The organism is uncultured Kiloniella sp. (genome assembly GCF_937128705.1).
In the GTDB taxonomy this organism is placed as follows: Bacteria; Pseudomonadota; Alphaproteobacteria; order Kiloniellales; family Kiloniellaceae; genus Kiloniella.
This window is the reverse complement of sequence record NZ_CAKZMP010000384.1, coordinates 1-17,183: the sequence shown is the minus strand read 5'-3', so window position 1 is coordinate 17,183 and position 17,183 is coordinate 1. Positions and strand designations below refer to the sequence as shown.

Below are 17,183 nucleotides of genomic sequence, written 5' to 3'. Positions count from 1 at the left end.
GTGTGGTCAGAACCCGCGTCTTCCCCGTCCCGGCCCCAGCCAGCACAAGAACAGGTCCATCCGTGGTCTGAACGGCATCCATCTGCGATTCATTTAGACCAGTAAGATAGGGCGGTAGCCCGTCGTTTTGCATTTGCGATTCGTCTATCATGATTGGTTTATAGCGCAGCTTCTCGGCAAGCTCATCCACTTTTAGCCCTTGACCTAAAGATCAAACAACTCTTTATGTTATGCAAAAGTCTGGATCACAAGAATATACAGGAAAAAACATGGCCCGTATTACAGAGCGCCACGCGCTACTTTCTGAAACACCAAGCACACAACGGGTCGTAACCATGCATCGTTACGGTGCAGGTACTAATGGCAAGATTGCCTATGTACAGGCCTGTCTGCACGCGGACGAAACCCCGGCGATGGCTTGCACACATCATCTTCTGCAACGCTTGGAAGAAGCGGACCAACAGGGATTGCTCAAAGGCGAAATTGTCGTTGTGCCGTTCGCCAATCCAATAGGGTTGGACCAGTTTGAAGATGATATTCTTTTGGGTCGCGTTCATCGTGGCGGCGAAGGTAACTTCAACCGTGGTTGGTACGATCTAACCGCAATGATGAAAGATCGCCTTATTGATAAGCTCGGAAAAGATAAAGAGGACAACGTTAAGCTTATCCGCGCAACTATGCAGGACGTTCTTAACGAAGTTACACCCGCAAGTGAATTTGACAGCCTTCGCAAAATACTGACGAAAGAAGCCGCCCGCGCAGACTATGTATTCGACCTGCACTGTGATGATGAATCGCTTCCTTACCTCTACATTTCTGATCTTAACTGGCCCGATTGTCAGGATTTTGCCGCTGACTTTGGCGCAACAGCCGTCATGATGGCCGAAAATTCCGGCGGTGGTAGCTTTGATGAAGTATACACACGCCCGTGGGCTGAACTTTCCCGCCTCTTCCCGGATGCAGCCATTCCACAGGCCACAATGTCAATGACTGTCGAACATCGCGGACGCCCAGATGTATCAGACGAGATCGGGGCAAAAGATGCTGAGGCTCTCTTTAAGTTTTTCATTCGCCGCGGCCTGATCGAAGGCGACGCAGGCCCGATACCTGCACCATTGTGTGAAGCAACGGGTACAGACGCATGCGAGATTATTCCCTCACCGGGTGCTGGCTTTGTTACCTACTGCAGGGAACTTGGCGAAATCGTCAAAAAAGGTGATCAAATTGCTACCTTGATTGATCCTGCCGCAGAAGATCCAACCAAATCGCGTACTCCAATATATGCAGGAACCGACGGTATATTCTTTACGCGCCGCCAGCATAAAGCCGTGAAACCCGGTCTTGTGGTCGGGAAAGTTGCCGGGAAAGAACCTCTCAAAGCAGGATATCTTTTGGAAGACTAATTTCCGGGGGCATTCAGATAAATAGATAAGGGCTGAGACGACATATCGTTCTCAGCCCTTATTTGTAGAAAAATCATTTTTAGGCAGAATCAATTACATGTCACCACGCTCTTCTGCGCGCGCCTGTTCCATCGCTTTTTTATAAGCAAGCGCAACGTCGTGTTCGTGTAGAACGCCCTTGAGAATACCCTCTTCATCAATGACAGGAATATAGACTTCACCGCTTGCGCCATGAGCCTGGAGTGCCTGTTCAATGTTCGAATTCTCTTCTAGCTGCACAGCCTTCGTTCTCGCAATATCCAATGCCGTTAAGGCAACGCCTTTTTCCTCTTGAAGATCCAGACCGTCCGCCAATTCAATAAAGGTAATAGACCCTTTAAGGCGCTCATCTTCATCAACGACAAAAACCTGCCCAAGCCTTGTTTTTCTAATTTCTTCCCTGACATGATTCAAATTGGCAGTCGTTTCGACGGTTGAAACTTCGTTATGCACCATATGCGATATGGTAATGGAACGCATCAGGCTTGCTTCTCGTCCTCCGCGAATCTCAACCCCTCTTCTTTCAAGCTGCCACATAAAAAATGAACGCCCATGGACTTGTTGCGTAATCACACTCGCAAGAGAAGTCGCGATCATCACCGCAATGGTTAAGGCATAGTCGTTTGTCAGTTCAAATATCATCAAAATAGTCGAAACCGGCGCACCAAGAACCGCCCCAGCAACAGCCCCCATTCCGATTACTGTATAAGCCCCGGTCCCGGACGAGAGTTCCGGGAAAATACTGGTGGCAATAATTCCATATGCGCCACCGACCATTGCCCCCAGAAAAATTGACGGCGAAAAGACTCCACCAGAAAACCCAGATCCCAGCGAAATGGCTGTGGCTATAGTTTTAACCACAATCAAGGCCAGCAATAGCCACAATGGATAAAGCTCGGACAAAGCTGCATCTGTCGCCTCGTAGCCAACACCAAGGACTTGGGGGAAGACAAGCGCCATAACACCCAAAGCTAGTCCCCCGACCATTGGCCTTACCCAAACAGGAACATTTAACTTTTTAAATGTGTCTTCCGCAAAAATAATTGCCCACATAAAAGCGATCGCTGCTAGCGCCGAAATAATTCCCAAAAGAGCAAAGGCAGGAAATTCCCAAAACGACGACAAGGACATTGCCTTGGGCAAGATGAAGGCAGGAAAATCACCGTAATAAATACGACTGATGATCGTACCGACGACAGACGCGATCACGATTGGTGCAAAAGCGGAAAGCGCATAGTGACCAACGACAACTTCAAGAGCAAAAAACACACCCGCAATAGGCGCATTAAAGGACGTCGCGATAGCAGCCGCAACACCACACCCCAAAAGTGTGCGAAAAAGGGAATAACCAAGATGTAATCTTTTGGAAAGCCAAGCACCAATTGATGCCCCCAGATGGACAACAGGTCCTTCACGCCCCACTGATGCACCAACACCGATTGAAAAGGCAGATGCAATCGCAGCTCGAATACCTATGCTCAAGGACATACGTCCCCCCTTAAGCGCAGTTGCTTCGATTACATGGGGGACACTTTGCGGTTTACCATCTGGCAGAAAGTGTCGAATGAATAATCCAACTATTCCTCCCCCAATGACAGGCACCAGAACAATTTGCCACCACGGCAACCCAGCGATCCCAGCGGATACCTTTTCGCCTTGAAAGCCGTAAAAAAACATCTGAACAAGATCAATAAAATGGCGAAATGCCATTGCAGCAAGCCCGGCAGCCACACCAATAATGACAGCCAAAGACGATAGAATGACCTGTTCATTTTGTATGAATTGCTTGATCTGTTGTATCGGAGACAATCGGGGGGCTTTATCTTTGGACATACTGGCCCTGTTTCGCGAGAGAGCTAAAGATAACGTTTGGACACAAGCCAATCATACAGATTGTGCCGCTACCCATCCCTAGAAGTAAAAAAGAAGTACAAATTGAGTTAAGCAGGACCGCCATCCGCAGCTAAAGTATTTAGTTGTTCTAATAAGCGTTATAACGCTATGGAAATTATAGTTCCACCAGAACAATGTATTTTTTTATAAAATTACCTAAAACAGCACATGAAACACTTTTGTTAAAACTAGCTAGCACAAAAGATGAGTGGCATTAAAACAGACTGGCTAAATGTATTCACAAAAATACTATTTACAGCGTCCTATCGATCCCTCAGCGCAAATTCTTTTTCCATCGACCCACGTTGCACCGGACAAATCAGCCTTTGTTAAATCGGCACCCTCTATTTTTGCCTTGGTCAGATTGGCACCTCTTAAATTTGTTTTAAAAAGCCGGGCACGTTTCAAATTTGCTTTGGTGAAATTAGCAGATTGTAGATCTGCTTTGGTAAAGTCAGCTTCGGGCAACGAAGCTTTTGAAAAATCGACCTCAACCAATGAAGCACTGACAAATTTGGCCCTAAAGGCAGAAATATTATTAAGATCAGCGCGATCAAGCGAGCCACGCAAAAAGCTCGCGCCTCGTAAATGAGAACCGGAAAGATCGACATTATCCAAGTTCAAGCCGTCCATATTACACCGTTGCCAATCCACATCAGCCCCTGCCGGATCTGTACAGGCTGCGAGAACAACAGAGGAAGATTGAAAATAGGTAAAAACGAGAATCGCGAGACAAAGACTTTTTTTCATAACCTTAATGTTAGAAATCAAAGGCCTAACTTCAAGTAAATTCAATTTCACTTACTACCCTTTCGCAATTTAGCCGCAAGATACAGATTAGGACAAACAGATCAGGATTTATTATCCCATGACATTATTGATCGCCCGATATTAACAGGCAAGGGCATGTCCTTTTGAGCTTCGTATATATCACTCAGGTTACAAACCAATGTATCCGGCATTTCACATGAGGCCCGTTTTTCCAGATCCACATGAAGAGAGATCCATTCAGACGTCGCGGCTAAATACCCCGCATCAACATTATAAAGTGAATGGTGGTAGCTCATCTTTTTACGATCAAACCCCAGCAACCTGGTTTCAACTCTCATATTCGAACCATGGTGTAGTTCTTTTACATAGTTCACATGATTTTCAACCACGAAGGTCGAACATCTCTTTTCTTGTCGATAGCCTTCCGTCACCCCGAAGAACTCTAGAAAAGCATCCGTCGCATCACAGAAAACGTGCATATAATAAGCAACATTCATATGCCCGTTATAATCAAGCCATTCGGACGGAACGCGCCCTTCAAAAGTAATCAGGGGCATTACCTCGTTCGAATTAATCACGCCTATATTCCTCTATCCAATAAATAAGAAAACAACACAATGCGTAACGAATCCATTTAAAACCACATTGCGAAAAAAGATTAATAAAACATTACGCTAACAAAGATTCGCAAGCCTTGTTTTTCTAAAATTTAAAACAAATCAAAGGATGATGATGCAAAAATGCAACAGTCCATTTCTTCTGCCGCATTTTATTACTCTTATGACTGGTTTTGCTATCAAGCCTGTGATACTCAACCATACTAAGTTTTGTACTCTTTAAAAGAACGTATTGTTTTTTACCTTTTAAGAGCATTAAGTATTTTTGTTTTGTTCATATGCATTTGCTTTGAGATACGAACGTATATCGAGCAAGTGTCAGGGGGGTCTCTGGTGGACAAGTGTTATGACCGTAGAAACAAATGATAGGCGAAATGTCGTGGGGTTAGGTATTTTGTCCGAGATTAATTCTCGACTAATTAAACGTTTGGTGGCTTTTACTGCTGTTGCTATTTTTGTGACAGGCTGTGCAAGCAAGCCAAATTCAACGCTGCAGGATGAAGCGAATGCTACCACTGATGATCAGTGGGCGCAGACTGAAAGCTCTGCTGCAGTTGAAGAAGGTGACAACGATCCAATTGAAACCGTTAACCGCTTTATTTTTGCGTTTAACGATGCAGCAGATACGCTGATCTTCCGCCCAGTTGCAGAAGGCTACCGTTTCATTGTCCCATCACCTATTCGTGATTCTGTTCGAAACTTCATCAGAAACACATACTCACCTGTCATCCTTGCGAATGATCTTCTTCAAGGTGATATCGAGAAGGCAGAAAATACTTTTGCACGATTCTTGGTGAATACGATTGCTGGTGCCGGTGGCTTGGCAGACGTTGCGGGTCAAACTGGTCTAGAATATCATTCTGAAGATTTTGGTCAGACCATGGGCACTTGGGGTGTTCCCGAAGGTCCCTATCTGGTTCTTCCAATTCTTGGTCCATCCAACGTTCGTGATGGTGTTGGCCTGATCGGTGACGCGCTTCTTGATCCATTGACTTATGTTGCAAAAACAGAAGTTCTGATTGCACGCAAGGTGACAGACGGTATCGACAAAAGATCACGTAACATTGAAACACTTGATGAGCTAGAGCGTGATTCAGTTGATTTCTATGCCCGAGTTCGTTCGCTGTACCATCAGAAACGCGAAAACGAAATTAATGACGGTGACGTAGAACCAACATTGGCGCCAGGATTAACAGACATCTTCCCTGAAGATGATGATCAAGTTTCTCTTGTGGAATAAGCCATGAAGCACATTACTTGCTTTATAAAAAACATAGCAGCTCTCCTTGTGGGGGCTGCTTTCTGTTTGACCGCCTTTAATGGCACGGTACATGCAGACGATGACGCAGGTCTCTTCCTAAAGGCCCTGCAAGAAAAAGCCATTACTCAACTATCAAACGAAGACGTTTCCTTAGAAGATCGTGAAAAACAGTTCCGCACCCTTCTAAAGGAAAATTTCGATGTTGAAGGTATCGCACGCTTTGTGATTGGCAAGTATTGGCGCAAAGCTGAAACAGGACATCGTGATGAATTCAAGGTAATATTTGAAGATGTCATGGTTCAACGCTTCCTGCCAACTTTCAACCAATATGCAAGCTCAGATTTTGAAATAACAAAAGTTGTTCCAAAAAAATCTTTTTTTATCGTCTTCAGCACAATTAAAGCTGAAAACGGAGAGCCTGCACAGATACTGTGGCGCGTTGAAAAGAAAGAAGACTCATCTTCTTATATCATTACAGATATTGCTGCCGAAGGCATTAGCCTGCGATCCACTTACAGATCCGATTATACATCAGCCTTAAAAAGCCTCGGTGGAGACCTTTCTGCGCTTAACAGCAAGCTACGCGAAAAAGTCCAATCAGGTGCTTTTGCTCCTAAAGAAAGCAGCTAGGACAAGTCGCACGACAAAAACATTTAAAAGCCTCGGATTTTAAAATCCGAGGCTTTTTTTGTATGTGCAAAATGAAATGTGATTATTGGGCAGCTATTATAGGCAAGTAATGTCTCGTTCCGTTTAACAAAAAAAAGTGTCGAAACGATATGTTCCGACACCTTTTATAATCAAGTAGAGAACCTCTCTACCGTTTCAAAGGTTTGTATTTAATACGATGTGGTTGATCAGCCTCTGCACCCAAGCGACGCTTGCGATCAGCTTCATAATCTTCATAATTTCCTTCGAACCACACGACCTGGCTGTCGCCCTCAAAGGCTAAAATATGGGTTGCGATACGGTCCAAGAACCAGCGATCGTGCGATGTCACCAAGACACAACCGCTATAATCAAGAATTGATTCTTCGAGAGAACGCAGTGTATCCACGTCCAAATCATTTGTCGGCTCATCGAGAAGAATAACGTTCGCGCTTTTACGTAACATCTTTGCAAGATGCACACGATTTCGCTCACCACCGGAAAGCTGTCCAACTTTCTTTTGCTGATCACCCCCCTTGAAGTTAAACGCGCCCACATAAGAACGGGACTGATAGGTGTGCTTACCAATCTCAATGACATCAAGCCCGTCCGAGATTTCCTCCCAAACATTCTTTTCAGCAGAAAGCGCATCACGGCTTTGATCGACATATCCGATTTCGACAGTCTCACCAACATTCATAGAACCTTCGCTTGGCTCTTCTTGACCAGTGATCATTCTGAACAATGTCGTTTTACCAGCCCCGTTAGGACCGATAATACCAACAATGGCACCTTTCGGAATTTTGAAGTTCAGATCTTCGATCAGAAGCTTATCGCCAAAAGCTTTTGAAAGGTTATTCGCTTCAATAACAAGATCTCCCAAACGTGGAGCGGGCGGGATAACAATACGACCCGGGTCCGGCGCACGAGAGCTTTCTTCTTGTACCAATGTTTCATAAGCCTGTAGACGTGCTTTAGATTTTGTCTGACGCGCTTTCGCCCCCTGACGTACCCATTGCAATTCGTCTTTAAGGAATTTCTGCTTCGCGCTTTCCTGCTTCTCTTCAATCGAAAGACGCTTCTGCTTTTGCTCCAGCCAACTTGAATAGTTTCCTTCGTAGGGAATACCTTCTCCGCGGTCGAGTTCCAAAATCCAGCCCGCAACATTATCCAGGAAGTATCTATCGTGCGTCACACACACAACAGTCCCTTTATAGTCTTCCAAGAAGCGCTCTAGCCATGATACTGATTCAGCATCAAGGTGGTTGGTAGGCTCATCGAGAAGTAGCATATCAGGTGTAGATAGAAGCAACTGGCACAAAGCAACGCGGCGGCGCTCACCACCTGACAGCTTTGTCACATCGGCATCACCGGGTGGGCAGCGCAGGGCATCCATAGCAATTTCAACCTGACGATCAAGGTCCCAGGCATCGAGAGCATCAATTTTTTCCTGTAGCTCGCCTTGTTGCGCGATCAAATCATCCATTTCGTCCGGATCAACTTCGGCAAACTTGGCACTCAATGCTTCGAAATTTTCCAACAGCGCTTTTGTTTCTGCTACGCCCTCGAAAACATTTCCCGCAACATCCTTTTCAGGATCAAGCTGCGGTTCTTGAGGCAGGTAACCAACTTTCACACCGTCGGCAGCACGTGCCTCGCCATTGATTTCGTTATCCAGACCCGCCATGACTTTCATCAGGGTCGACTTACCTGAACCATTCAGCCCCAAAACGCCGATTTTTGCGCCAGGAAGAAAGTTCAAATGAATGTTCTTTAGAACCTGTTTTCCACCGGGAAAGGTTTTAGAAACCCCATCCATTTGATAGATGTACTGATATGATGCCATTCGGCGCTCCAATTAATGGTATGTGTAATTTTGCAGTAAGCCTGCGTTGATGCGGTTTTACCCTATTGAACAGCTTGACGCAATCATCAGCAAGCCAAAGATTAATCTGAAACGAACTATCGTTCTATTGCCCAGCCTTAGCGATTACCTGTGCTGCAGGCAAAGGTAAAAAGACCCCGAAAACAGATCCCTTACTCCCCGTTTGAACCAGCTCCAGACGCCCCCCGAAATATTCAACAATCTGACGAGAAATGCTTAGGCCCAATCCAGTTCCATGGGGTTTATCAGCAAGACCTTCCCGGGATTGATGGAATTTCTCAAAAATATACTCTCGAGCTTGCCACGGAACGCCTCGCCCATTATCTGACACTGTGATTGCCATTTCTTGCCCCTGTCGAAAAACTGATACCTTGACCCAGCCTTGATCTTCGTCACAAAATTTCACAGCATTGGAAAGTAGGTTCACAAAGACCTGCATTAGTCGATCTCTATCCCCCCTGATTTCGGGCAGGTTCGGCTCAAAATCAACATCAAGCGCAATATCTTTTTCGCTTAAGGTTGCAGACATCGTATCCATAGCGTTTTCAACAACCTGTGGAATGTCTAAATCTTCCAAAATCCATTCCATTTGCCCAGCTTCAATTTTCGCCAGATCAAGCACCTGATTAATAAGACGGGTTAGACGAACGCTTTCCTTTACAATAATCCCCAGGAACCTGCTTTTTTCTTCGTCTTCCAAATCAGGATGGTCACTCAGAATTTCACTAAATGAGCGAATAGAGGTAAGGGGTGTTCTCAATTCATGACTAACAGTAGACAGAAATTCATCTTTCAGACGATCAAGTTCCTGAAGTCGCTCATTTGCCGCACGCAACTGAGATGTGGTGCTCTCCAACTCCTTGGATTTTTGCTCCAGATTTTGGCTGTACTCAATGACTTGCGATGTTTCATCCAAAATCGTCATCACCTCTTCCAGCCGAACAACTTCTCCCTTCACAACAGAAGATATCATCACACGGGCCGAAGCCGCACCAATAGCACCAGAAAGTAATCGCTCCGTCAGATGAACGAGATCCGCATCCGCCGCAATGACACGTCTGCGTTCCAGCCCTCTATCCCTGAAATATCCGCTAAAGGCTCTGTCTGCCCTTGCGCGCCCCAAAAAACGGACCAGAAGATTAAACAGGTCTTCAACTGATGCAGACCCTTGCCATAATTGAGACCGTGGCCCCTGATCAGCGTAGCGGTAAACATCAACAAACAAGGCTCCTTGTACCCTCTCAATAGCAGAATGCCGCGTATAGAGTGAGACAAAGACATACCCCCCGACATTAAAAACCGTTGTCCAGAAAAGAGAATGGGTTAGGTGGTCAATCCCTTGCAAACCAAACAGTTCATAGGGTCTGAGCAACTCAATCCCCCAAGGACCAGCCGCAATGAAAGTAATTGGCAACACACCTGACTTGGCAAACGAAGGCAAAAGAAGCGTATAAGCCCACACAATAATTCCGCAAGAAAGCCCAACCAAAGCCCCTTTGCGATTACCACCTTTCCAGAACATTCCCCCGATCATAGCCGGTGCGAATTGGAAGACCGCAGCGAATGAAATCAGGCCAATGGTAACCAACGCATCGCTTTCACCCAAAAAGCGGAAATAGGCATATCCGAACAAAAGAATCAGGATAATACTGCTACGTCGGACAAAAAGCAGAACCCCAGTAAAATCACTCTTCTGCTTTAGTCCCAGCCAATTCCAGCGTAAAAGTATCGGCATTACCAAATCGTTACACACCATCGTACTTAAAGCTATCGTTGCAACAATGACCATCGATGTCGCTGCGGACAACCCGCCCAAAAAGACCAAAAGAGCCAACATCTCCTGCCCATGAGCCATAGGAAGCGTGAGAATAAAAGTATCCGCATTCATCCCCCCCTTGGGAAACTGAAGCATCCCCCCCAAAGCAATCGGCAATACGAACACATTAATTGCCAATAGATAGAGCGGGAAAAGCCATACACCTTTCCTAAGCCCGGGCTCATTAACATTCTCAACTGCAATAACCTGAAACTGTCTAGGCAAACAAACTGCGGCAACCATCGACAATGTGGTTAACGTGACCCAAGTAACATAGGCCCCTTCTTTTTCAAATGTCATTAATTGAACAAGTTCCGGTACCCGGGATGCTTGCTTAAATAGGTCGCCAAACCCATCATAAAGCCCAAAGGTCACAAAAATACCTACCGCGAGAAAAGCCAGTAGCTTTACAACCGATTCAAAGGCAATAGCGACCACGACACCATCGTGATGTTCACTATTATCAATATTCCTGGTACCAAATAAAATCGCAAAAATTGCCAGAACCAATGCAACCCAGAATGCAGTATCAGCAACAGTGGCAATCGGTGGCGAATTAAGCGGCGCGACAACTTCGGGGTATTGCTTTAAAACATTAAAGCTAATTGCAACAGCTTTGAGCTGAAGAGATATATAGGGGACAATGCCCACAACCGCGATAATAGTAACCAATGCACTCAAAGGCGTACTTTTACCGTAACGTGATGATATAAAATCAGCAATTGAGGTTATTCTATGAGCTTTCGTAATCCTGATGATCTTTTTAACAACCAACCACCAAAGTACAAAAACAAGTGTCGGCCCTAGATAAATTGGTAAAAAATTCAATCCACTAGATGCAGCAAGGCCAACAGACCCATAGAACGTCCAAGATGTACAATACACTCCAAGAGAAAGCGCATAAACATAGGGATGAGACGTTATGCCCACCCCTCTTTCAGCACGCTTATCTGCCACATAGGCAATCGCAAAAAGAACGAGCAGGTAAGCAATAGAAGAAAGGATAATAATCCAGTCAACCAACATGGTCATGATCCTTTGACAACAGGTCTTTCTCTTGCTGCTTTTCCAGTTCTTTATCCGGCAGGCCTCTAGTCTCGGCCCCCAGCGTATCAATTACCGGAGAAGAATAGGGATCAAGAGCGCCCGTCGAATCATCAGCGTCTTTTGATGCAGACCACGCTACGGCCAGAATAATCCCGCCCCATACGATAAAAAGATACAAAAACAACGGCGGAACGCCCCATATTAGCTTTTCACTACTGAAAATGGATAGAAAAAGGGGGCTAAAAAGCAGTAATGCCAATAAAAAAAGCGCAATACTACGATCGCCTTTATCACCTGGACGCCTCACTCATACTCCTTCTGGGGAATGCGAACTCGTGTCACAAAATCAGCGTTTGATTCTATAAGATCTACGCCAATTTATCTTCAACACCTAAATGCTGCTTGACCAGTCGAACAACATCCTTTGTTGAAAAAGGCTTCGTCACAAAGTCATCAGCACCGAGTTCCATCCCCTTCAATCGATCAACATCACGTCCCTTTGCCGTAAGCAAAATAACACGTATTTCTTTCCACGCATCATTTGAACGCACAGATTTCAAGACTTCAAAACCGTCTTTTCTTGGCAACATGATATCAAGCAGCATCAGATCTGGTGGACGGCTTTTCACCATCCGCAATGCTGCATCGCCATCACGCGCAATAAAGACTTCAAAGCCAGCTTTCTTCATCAAAAAGCTTAATGAGTCGACAATATGAGGCTCGTCCTCGACCACGAGAACCGTTTGAGGCATTTTCTGCCTTTCTCCGCGTTATCCGGTTATCTCTTTTTTATTCCCTGTAGGTCCTACATTACAGTCTGGCTAGGTGTTTTGCCAAGCTGTGTTTTTCATTCATCCTTGCTGTAGGAGTTAGCTCCCCATTAAAACACTATCCGGATGGGAAAAATCAACACCGTCAGCATAAACCACATGACGGGCAAATGACGCTTCACACCCCAGACTAATGGCATAGGTATTCCCCGCCTGCCCTACCATAACCCCAGGCTTTGTCACTGTCTTTGAAATCGAAAAGTAGATACTTTGATCTTCATCGCGTAAAGAATGAAGGTTAATACGCCCAGGCTTAAGAAATGCATCCTGAACACCCCAATCTGGAGACAAAACACCATACCGCGGGATACGCAGGCCTGACGCACTAAAACGTTTTGATATCTGCCCAGCAAGATCAACACGAATAAAGTGAAAAGGAACACCTTCTTCTTCAGGCTTCTGCAAGGTTGTCAGTCGATGGCAGACCTGCTCAAAACCAGCCCGAAAACGCCGACGGAGCAGGTCAATATCATGACGAAGATCATAAGCTGCGATCCGAAATACGCTGTAGGGCATCATCACAGCACCGGCAAAATAACTTCCCAGCGCCTTCAAACATAAGCTTTGAGCTTCATCACTACCAAGAGGCACATCAGCAAGGACCTTTTCCAGCACATCAGCATAAGCAACTTCTGCAATTATGCGTGCCATTCTAAAGTTTAAAGAACTGGTCGCCAGTGTTTCCATAAGCCTGAGCGTCCCACCGTCTTCACCTTCTAATTCCCACATACCACGCTGCAGAGTACCCTGTGAAGATACAGGGACAATCTCGACCTTTATGCCGAGTTGCTGATCTAGATAGTTAGCCAAGGCATCAAACAATCCATAGGGCTTGGGTTCTCCCAATCTACTTCTAAGCTCTTCGGCTGCGGATTCAAGAACAGGAAAGTAGTGATCGTTGGCCGAAAGCATATCCACCACTTCATCAGTAGGCGTCTCGCTCAACAAAGTGCCCTTTTTGGATTCACCATTAATAAAATCAAACAACTCTCCAACCATTGAGGTCAATTTCTGACTTTCATCGACCAAAACATTGGTAAAGCGTTCGCGCTGATGCTCTGAAAGATCATCATTGTCCTGCAAAATCTCGGCAAACGACCGAATAGATGTTAGCTGCGTCAAAAGTTGATGGCTTGTTTCCGTGAAATAGGGATCAGCGGAAATTGACTCCCGTGCTTTGAGGGTATCTTCGCGTGCATTTCGAAACGCACGGTAAAGCTTTAACAGGGCACGGCTGATTTCAGGGTGCATGGCGACAAAATCACCAAGTACTGTGCTATTAAGCCTGGACCGTTCAAACAGAGGATCCGAAAAAAGCTCATTCATCGCGGAAAGTAATCTTGCTTCTTCTCCCCCGGTGAGTTCACCTTCCTTAACATTAAAAGCCACTTCCAGTTTTTTTTGTAGCTTCCGTGACAAAGGGCGTTGATTGTGTTCAACAAGATTTAAATAGGCAGCCGAAATATCAATTTTCTTTGCCATCGCAATTTGTGTAAGGCCGATCTGGCTTCTTAAATGGCGAATTTTCCGCCCTGCAAAGACTTGTCTTGCCATAACATTTACAGCTTTCACAAAATTTTGAAAATCTCCCTAAATAATTTTACAAAATTTTCAAAACAACACAACGTTTTATTGCCAGATCTCGCTGTGAATTCTATTTTAATTTTCACAAACAAGTCAGTCCCTGTGCTTGATTTTGTTAGTTATGGCTTTTGTGCATGAGCCATCGTGCTTCTGCCCTGCAATGCCTTTCATTCCTTAATGGAATACAGGCCTCCGCAGATTAAGGCAGAGATTTAATCTCTGAGGTTGGTTCAGGCGTTTTGTGTTTTCGCCCGGATCGAAAAAGACTTTAGAGATATAGGCAAGCTGATTACCGCCAACTTTGTAATCAGTGAAGCTCTATCGACCTTACTGAGCGAGAGAGGCAATGCCCCTCTCGTCTTTTTTTGCTCAGAAGATGACATCTTTTATCTGGTTACCACTTGTATCTGGTTATGACTTTTATCAGGCCATGACTTGGCTAATTCCCATATAGGCCACAATAGCAACGGTCAAAACAGCCAGCACACCATTTACAATCAACCGTTTTTGCCGGCTCTGGATCGCAGATATTATTTTAGCACCGCCCCAGGACCACATACAGTTTGTCGGGAAGCCACCAATTATAAAAACAACACACATCACCGCCCACTGCTCCCAAGCTGGGCTAGATTGATTTGTAAACTGCGCAAACACCGTTGTTGCCATCAACCACGCCTTTGGGTTCATAGGGTGCACAATCAAGCCCTTTAAATACCCCAAGGCATCTACACTGTGTTCTCCAGAGAGGCTTCCCGGATCCGAACGCGCTATTTTCCAAGCCAGATACAGTAAATAACCACTACTAACCACGGTTATAACTGGCGCCAGCCCAGGCACCCCTTTCATAAGGGTTGTCACCCCAAAAGCTGTAACAGCAAGAACCAAGAAGAAGCCACTCTGCACCCCCATCGTAAAAGGAAAAGCACCTCTAAAACCTAGCTTTGCACCTGTCGCCATCAATATCATATTTGCTGGCCCCGGTGTGCCAGACATAACCGCAGCAAAAATCAAGGCAGGTATAATATTTTCAATCGGCATCGCAAATGTTCCTTTCCTTCAATCTCAGACAATATGTCTGGTCACATTTTTCATACCCCAAATATTCATATTGAAATGTTCACTGAACAATTATTATATTGTTCCTATGACAATTTTAACGCTCATAGCAGAAAACCAATCCAACACAGGGCAGAAGTACGCCCATTTGGAACAGCTGTTCAAAGGTGCCATCCGGGATGGCATGCTGAAACCAGGTGAGAAGTTACCCCCTTTACGTACCGCCGCGTGGGAAGCCAAGTGCAGCCTTGGTACGATGTCACGTGTATACAGCTCCTTAGAACGCAAGGGGTTGGTAAATGCTAGGGTTGGCCAAGGAACTTTTGTACAAGAGGCAGCAAACATTGGGGCAGATGTTATTCTTCCCAAACCCCATCAAGAGAAGCGAGAACAATCCTTAACTACTGGCCCGGTCATTGATCTGGGAATGAACGCAATTGCGAACGACTGGGGGAAGAAATAATTCGTTGGGCGCTACAACGTACAGCGACAAAAGCCTCCAGCTATAACCTTATGACCTATCGAGACGGTTTTGGTGATACCCAGCAAAAACTAGCATTACGTGCTTTTTTGCCCCCCTTATTACAGGATGTATCCGAAGATAGAATGCTTATAAATCATGGCGCCCAAAACGGTGTATATACGGCCCTTGGGCGTCTGACATCCCCTGGGGATACAATATGTCTTGAACCCCTGAGCTATCCAGGTGTCGGTGCTGCCATATCCCAATTGGGGTTATCCAGTATAACCGTGGAAACCGATAAACGGGGCATCTGTCCAATTTCTTTTGAGCAGCAATGCAAAAAAGGTCGCATTCGTATTCTCGTAACAACAGCCACAGGCCATAACCCAACCTGCATCACAACACCTCTTTCCCGGCGTCAAGAGATCGGCCTCATAGCACAAAAGTACGATGTCCTCATTATAGAAGATGATATCTATGGCTTTCTATACCCAGATGCCCCGCCCCCTTACGCGCATCTTTTTCCCGACCAAACTGTTTATCTCAGCGGCTTGGCAAAAAGAATTTCACCCTCGTTGAGGATAGGTTTTGCAGTTGCCCCACCCCATATCACTATGCTTATGGCACAGGGCATCACAGCGCAAACCTGGATGGTTTCTCCTATCCTTATCAATACAGCAATAGAAATCGCAGGACGCGGGGACGATCTCAATTCCTTTACACGCCAAATAAGATCCGAAGCAAGAAAACGCCACGAGCTCACAACCCAGCTTCTCTCGCCATACGCAACCGACCTAAAAACCTGTCAATCACATGCATGGATAGGTTTCCCCAAAGATATACCAATTCCCCAACTCGTGCGGCGTGCTGCCGAAGCTGGAGTCCACATTCTTGACGGAAGTCGCTTCGCCAACAATACAACAGCTGGAAAGCATAACGTCAGGCTCTCGATCATGGCACCTGACACGGCTCATAAGTTAGAAAAAGCGTTAATAAAACTCAAAGCAGTCTTATCAAACCCAAATGAAAACTCGTGCGATTTTTTCTAGAACAATAAAGAAAAACAAAATTAAAATATAAAATTAATCTATACTGTCATCAAATGACCTATAATAAAAAAATACCAAAAAATACGAAAAAACATAAACTACATGTCACCTCAGTACTTAAAACAATAAAAATAAACTTAACATCAATCCCAAAAGTGATTAATAATCATTATCAGGAAATAAATTTCCTGATAAAGTACTTGAATTTTTCAGCAAACAATTTACATTATTGGAAAGATTCTAAAGTAGATTACAACCTGTGATAAGATAATAAATTTCACCACGAACGAATTAAAAGCGAGGACCCCATGAAAGGCGACAAAAAAGTTATCGAACTACTAAACACTGCATTAACGCACGAGTTGACAGCAATTAACCAGTACTACCTTCACTACAAACTCTTACAAGACTGGGGCGTTGAAGGCCTTGCCAAGCACGAATACAAAGAATCCATCGAAGAAATGCAACATGCTGATAAGCTTATGGATCGTATTTTACTTCTTGATGGCTTCCCAAATCTTCAAAACCTCAATAAACTTAAAATCGGCGAAGACGTAGAAGAAATTCTTAAGTGTGACCTCGAAGGTGAACTAGAAGCCGTTGAGGTTTATAAAGAAGGCATCGCCTATTGCGACTCTGTCCAAGATTATGGCAGTCGCGAATTGCTTCGTGAAATTCTGGTTGACGAAGAAGAGCATGTGGATCACCTCGAAACTCAGTTTGAGTTGATTAAACGTATTGGTATTCAAAACTACATCCAATCACAGTGCAAAGTCGAAGGCGACTAAATTTAATTGATCCTTTGGGAGCACAAAGCCCCT

16 protein-coding genes are annotated in these 17,183 nt (G+C 45.0%); 6 read left to right on the top strand and 10 right to left on the bottom strand.

Features of this window, described 5'->3' with window-relative positions:
- A partial coding sequence (locus Q0241_RS19920) for a UvrD-helicase domain-containing protein (RefSeq protein ID WP_299380832.1) occupies nt 1-133 on the bottom strand: 133 nt, incomplete at its 3' end.
- Nucleotides 134-269: 136 nt separating this feature from the next.
- Here Q0241_RS19920 and Q0241_RS19915 point away from each other — a divergent pair.
- On the top strand, nt 270-1,403 hold the full coding sequence (locus Q0241_RS19915; protein ID WP_299380830.1) for a succinylglutamate desuccinylase/aspartoacylase family protein: 1,134 nt from the start codon (nt 270-272) through the stop codon (nt 1,401-1,403).
- Nucleotides 1,404-1,496: 93 nt separating this feature from the next.
- On the opposite strand, the gene Q0241_RS19910 is transcribed toward Q0241_RS19915, so the two are convergent.
- From Q0241_RS19910 to Q0241_RS19900, 3 genes are all read right to left on the bottom strand, one after another.
- The gene (locus tag Q0241_RS19910; RefSeq protein ID WP_299380829.1) at nt 1,497-3,275 is read right to left on the bottom strand and encodes a chloride channel protein; all 1,779 of its coding nucleotides are present in this window, start codon (nt 3,273-3,275) and stop codon (nt 1,497-1,499) included.
- Nucleotides 3,276-3,584: 309 nt separating this feature from the next.
- A complete protein-coding gene (locus tag Q0241_RS19905; protein WP_299380828.1) occupies nt 3,585-4,136 on the bottom strand; it encodes a pentapeptide repeat-containing protein in 552 nt (183 codons plus the stop codon).
- Nucleotides 4,137-4,186: 50 nt separating this feature from the next.
- The gene (locus tag Q0241_RS19900) at nt 4,187-4,684 is read right to left on the bottom strand and encodes a thioesterase family protein (protein ID WP_299380827.1); all 498 of its coding nucleotides are present in this window, start codon (nt 4,682-4,684) and stop codon (nt 4,187-4,189) included.
- Nucleotides 4,685-5,069: 385 nt separating this feature from the next.
- Here Q0241_RS19900 and Q0241_RS19895 point away from each other — a divergent pair, with 385 nt between their 5' ends.
- Both Q0241_RS19895 and Q0241_RS19890 read left to right on the top strand, forming a co-directional pair.
- Nucleotides 5,070-5,963, top strand: coding sequence for a VacJ family lipoprotein (locus Q0241_RS19895; RefSeq protein WP_299380826.1), 894 nt, complete (start codon nt 5,070-5,072; stop codon nt 5,961-5,963).
- 3 nt (nt 5,964-5,966) lie between these two features.
- Nucleotides 5,967-6,614: a phospholipid-binding protein MlaC gene (locus tag Q0241_RS19890; RefSeq protein ID WP_299380825.1), complete on the top strand. Its 648-nt coding sequence runs from the start codon at nt 5,967-5,969 to the stop codon at nt 6,612-6,614.
- A 187-nt stretch (nt 6,615-6,801) separates the two neighbouring features.
- On the opposite strand, the gene ettA is transcribed toward Q0241_RS19890, so the two are convergent.
- From ettA to Q0241_RS19860, 6 genes are all read right to left on the bottom strand, one after another.
- Nucleotides 6,802-8,478, bottom strand: a complete 1,677-nt coding sequence (ettA, locus tag Q0241_RS19885; RefSeq protein WP_299380824.1) for an energy-dependent translational throttle protein EttA — start codon at nt 8,476-8,478, stop codon at nt 6,802-6,804.
- 124 nt (nt 8,479-8,602) lie between these two features.
- Nucleotides 8,603-11,359 (bottom strand): sensor histidine kinase, encoded by a 2,757-nt coding sequence (locus tag Q0241_RS19880; RefSeq protein ID WP_299380823.1) that lies wholly within the window; start codon nt 11,357-11,359, stop codon nt 8,603-8,605.
- Nucleotides 11,349-11,687: a hypothetical protein gene (locus tag Q0241_RS19875; protein WP_299380822.1), complete on the bottom strand. Its 339-nt coding sequence runs from the start codon at nt 11,685-11,687 to the stop codon at nt 11,349-11,351. The genes Q0241_RS19880 and Q0241_RS19875 overlap by 11 nt, the downstream gene beginning before the upstream one ends.
- 61 nt (nt 11,688-11,748) lie before the next feature.
- Nucleotides 11,749-12,132 carry a response regulator gene (locus tag Q0241_RS19870; RefSeq protein WP_299380821.1) on the bottom strand — a complete coding sequence of 128 codons (384 nt, stop codon included), beginning with the start codon at nt 12,130-12,132 and terminating at the stop codon, nt 11,749-11,751.
- Between the two features lie 117 nt (nt 12,133-12,249).
- The gene (locus Q0241_RS19865; protein ID WP_299380820.1) at nt 12,250-13,782 is read right to left on the bottom strand and encodes a short-chain fatty acyl-CoA regulator family protein; all 1,533 of its coding nucleotides are present in this window, start codon (nt 13,780-13,782) and stop codon (nt 12,250-12,252) included.
- A 435-nt stretch (nt 13,783-14,217) separates the two neighbouring features.
- Nucleotides 14,218-14,832: a LysE family translocator gene (locus Q0241_RS19860; protein ID WP_299380819.1), complete on the bottom strand. Its 615-nt coding sequence runs from the start codon at nt 14,830-14,832 to the stop codon at nt 14,218-14,220.
- A gap of 106 nt (nt 14,833-14,938) precedes the next feature.
- Between Q0241_RS19860 and Q0241_RS19855 the strand changes: the two genes are divergently transcribed.
- The 3 genes from Q0241_RS19855 (at nt 14,939) to bfr (ending at nt 17,150) form a co-directional block, all read left to right on the top strand.
- Nucleotides 14,939-15,313: a GntR family transcriptional regulator gene (locus Q0241_RS19855; protein ID WP_299380818.1), complete on the top strand. Its 375-nt coding sequence runs from the start codon at nt 14,939-14,941 to the stop codon at nt 15,311-15,313.
- Nucleotides 15,298-16,362, top strand: coding sequence for a PLP-dependent aminotransferase family protein (locus Q0241_RS19850; protein WP_366941206.1), 1,065 nt, complete (start codon nt 15,298-15,300; stop codon nt 16,360-16,362). The genes Q0241_RS19855 and Q0241_RS19850 overlap by 16 nt, the downstream gene beginning before the upstream one ends.
- 308 nt (nt 16,363-16,670) lie before the next feature.
- A complete protein-coding gene (gene bfr / locus Q0241_RS19845; RefSeq protein WP_299380817.1) occupies nt 16,671-17,150 on the top strand; it encodes a bacterioferritin in 480 nt (159 codons plus the stop codon).
- Nucleotides 17,151-17,183: the final 33 nt, after the last annotated feature.

What these genes read in the sequence shown, in the direction of transcription:
- Q0241_RS19915 (WP_299380830.1), top strand. Translation starts at nt 270, where the DNA reads ATGGCCCGTATTACAGAGCGCCACGCGCTACTTTCTGAAACACCAAGC.
- Q0241_RS19910 (WP_299380829.1), bottom strand. Translation starts at nt 3,275, where the DNA reads ATGTCCAAAGATAAAGCCCCCCGATTGTCTCCGATACAACAGATCAAG.
- Q0241_RS19895 (WP_299380826.1), top strand. Translation starts at nt 5,070, where the DNA reads ATGACCGTAGAAACAAATGATAGGCGAAATGTCGTGGGGTTAGGTATT.
- Q0241_RS19890 (WP_299380825.1), top strand. Translation starts at nt 5,967, where the DNA reads ATGAAGCACATTACTTGCTTTATAAAAAACATAGCAGCTCTCCTTGTG.
- ettA (WP_299380824.1), bottom strand. Translation starts at nt 8,478, where the DNA reads ATGGCATCATATCAGTACATCTATCAAATGGATGGGGTTTCTAAAACC.
- Q0241_RS19880 (WP_299380823.1), bottom strand. Translation starts at nt 11,359, where the DNA reads ATGTTGGTTGACTGGATTATTATCCTTTCTTCTATTGCTTACCTGCTC.
- Q0241_RS19870 (WP_299380821.1), bottom strand. Translation starts at nt 12,132, where the DNA reads ATGCCTCAAACGGTTCTCGTGGTCGAGGACGAGCCTCATATTGTCGAC.
- Q0241_RS19860 (WP_299380819.1), bottom strand. Translation starts at nt 14,832, where the DNA reads ATGCCGATTGAAAATATTATACCTGCCTTGATTTTTGCTGCGGTTATG.
- Q0241_RS19855 (WP_299380818.1), top strand. Translation starts at nt 14,939, where the DNA reads ATGACAATTTTAACGCTCATAGCAGAAAACCAATCCAACACAGGGCAG.
- bfr (WP_299380817.1), top strand. Translation starts at nt 16,671, where the DNA reads ATGAAAGGCGACAAAAAAGTTATCGAACTACTAAACACTGCATTAACG.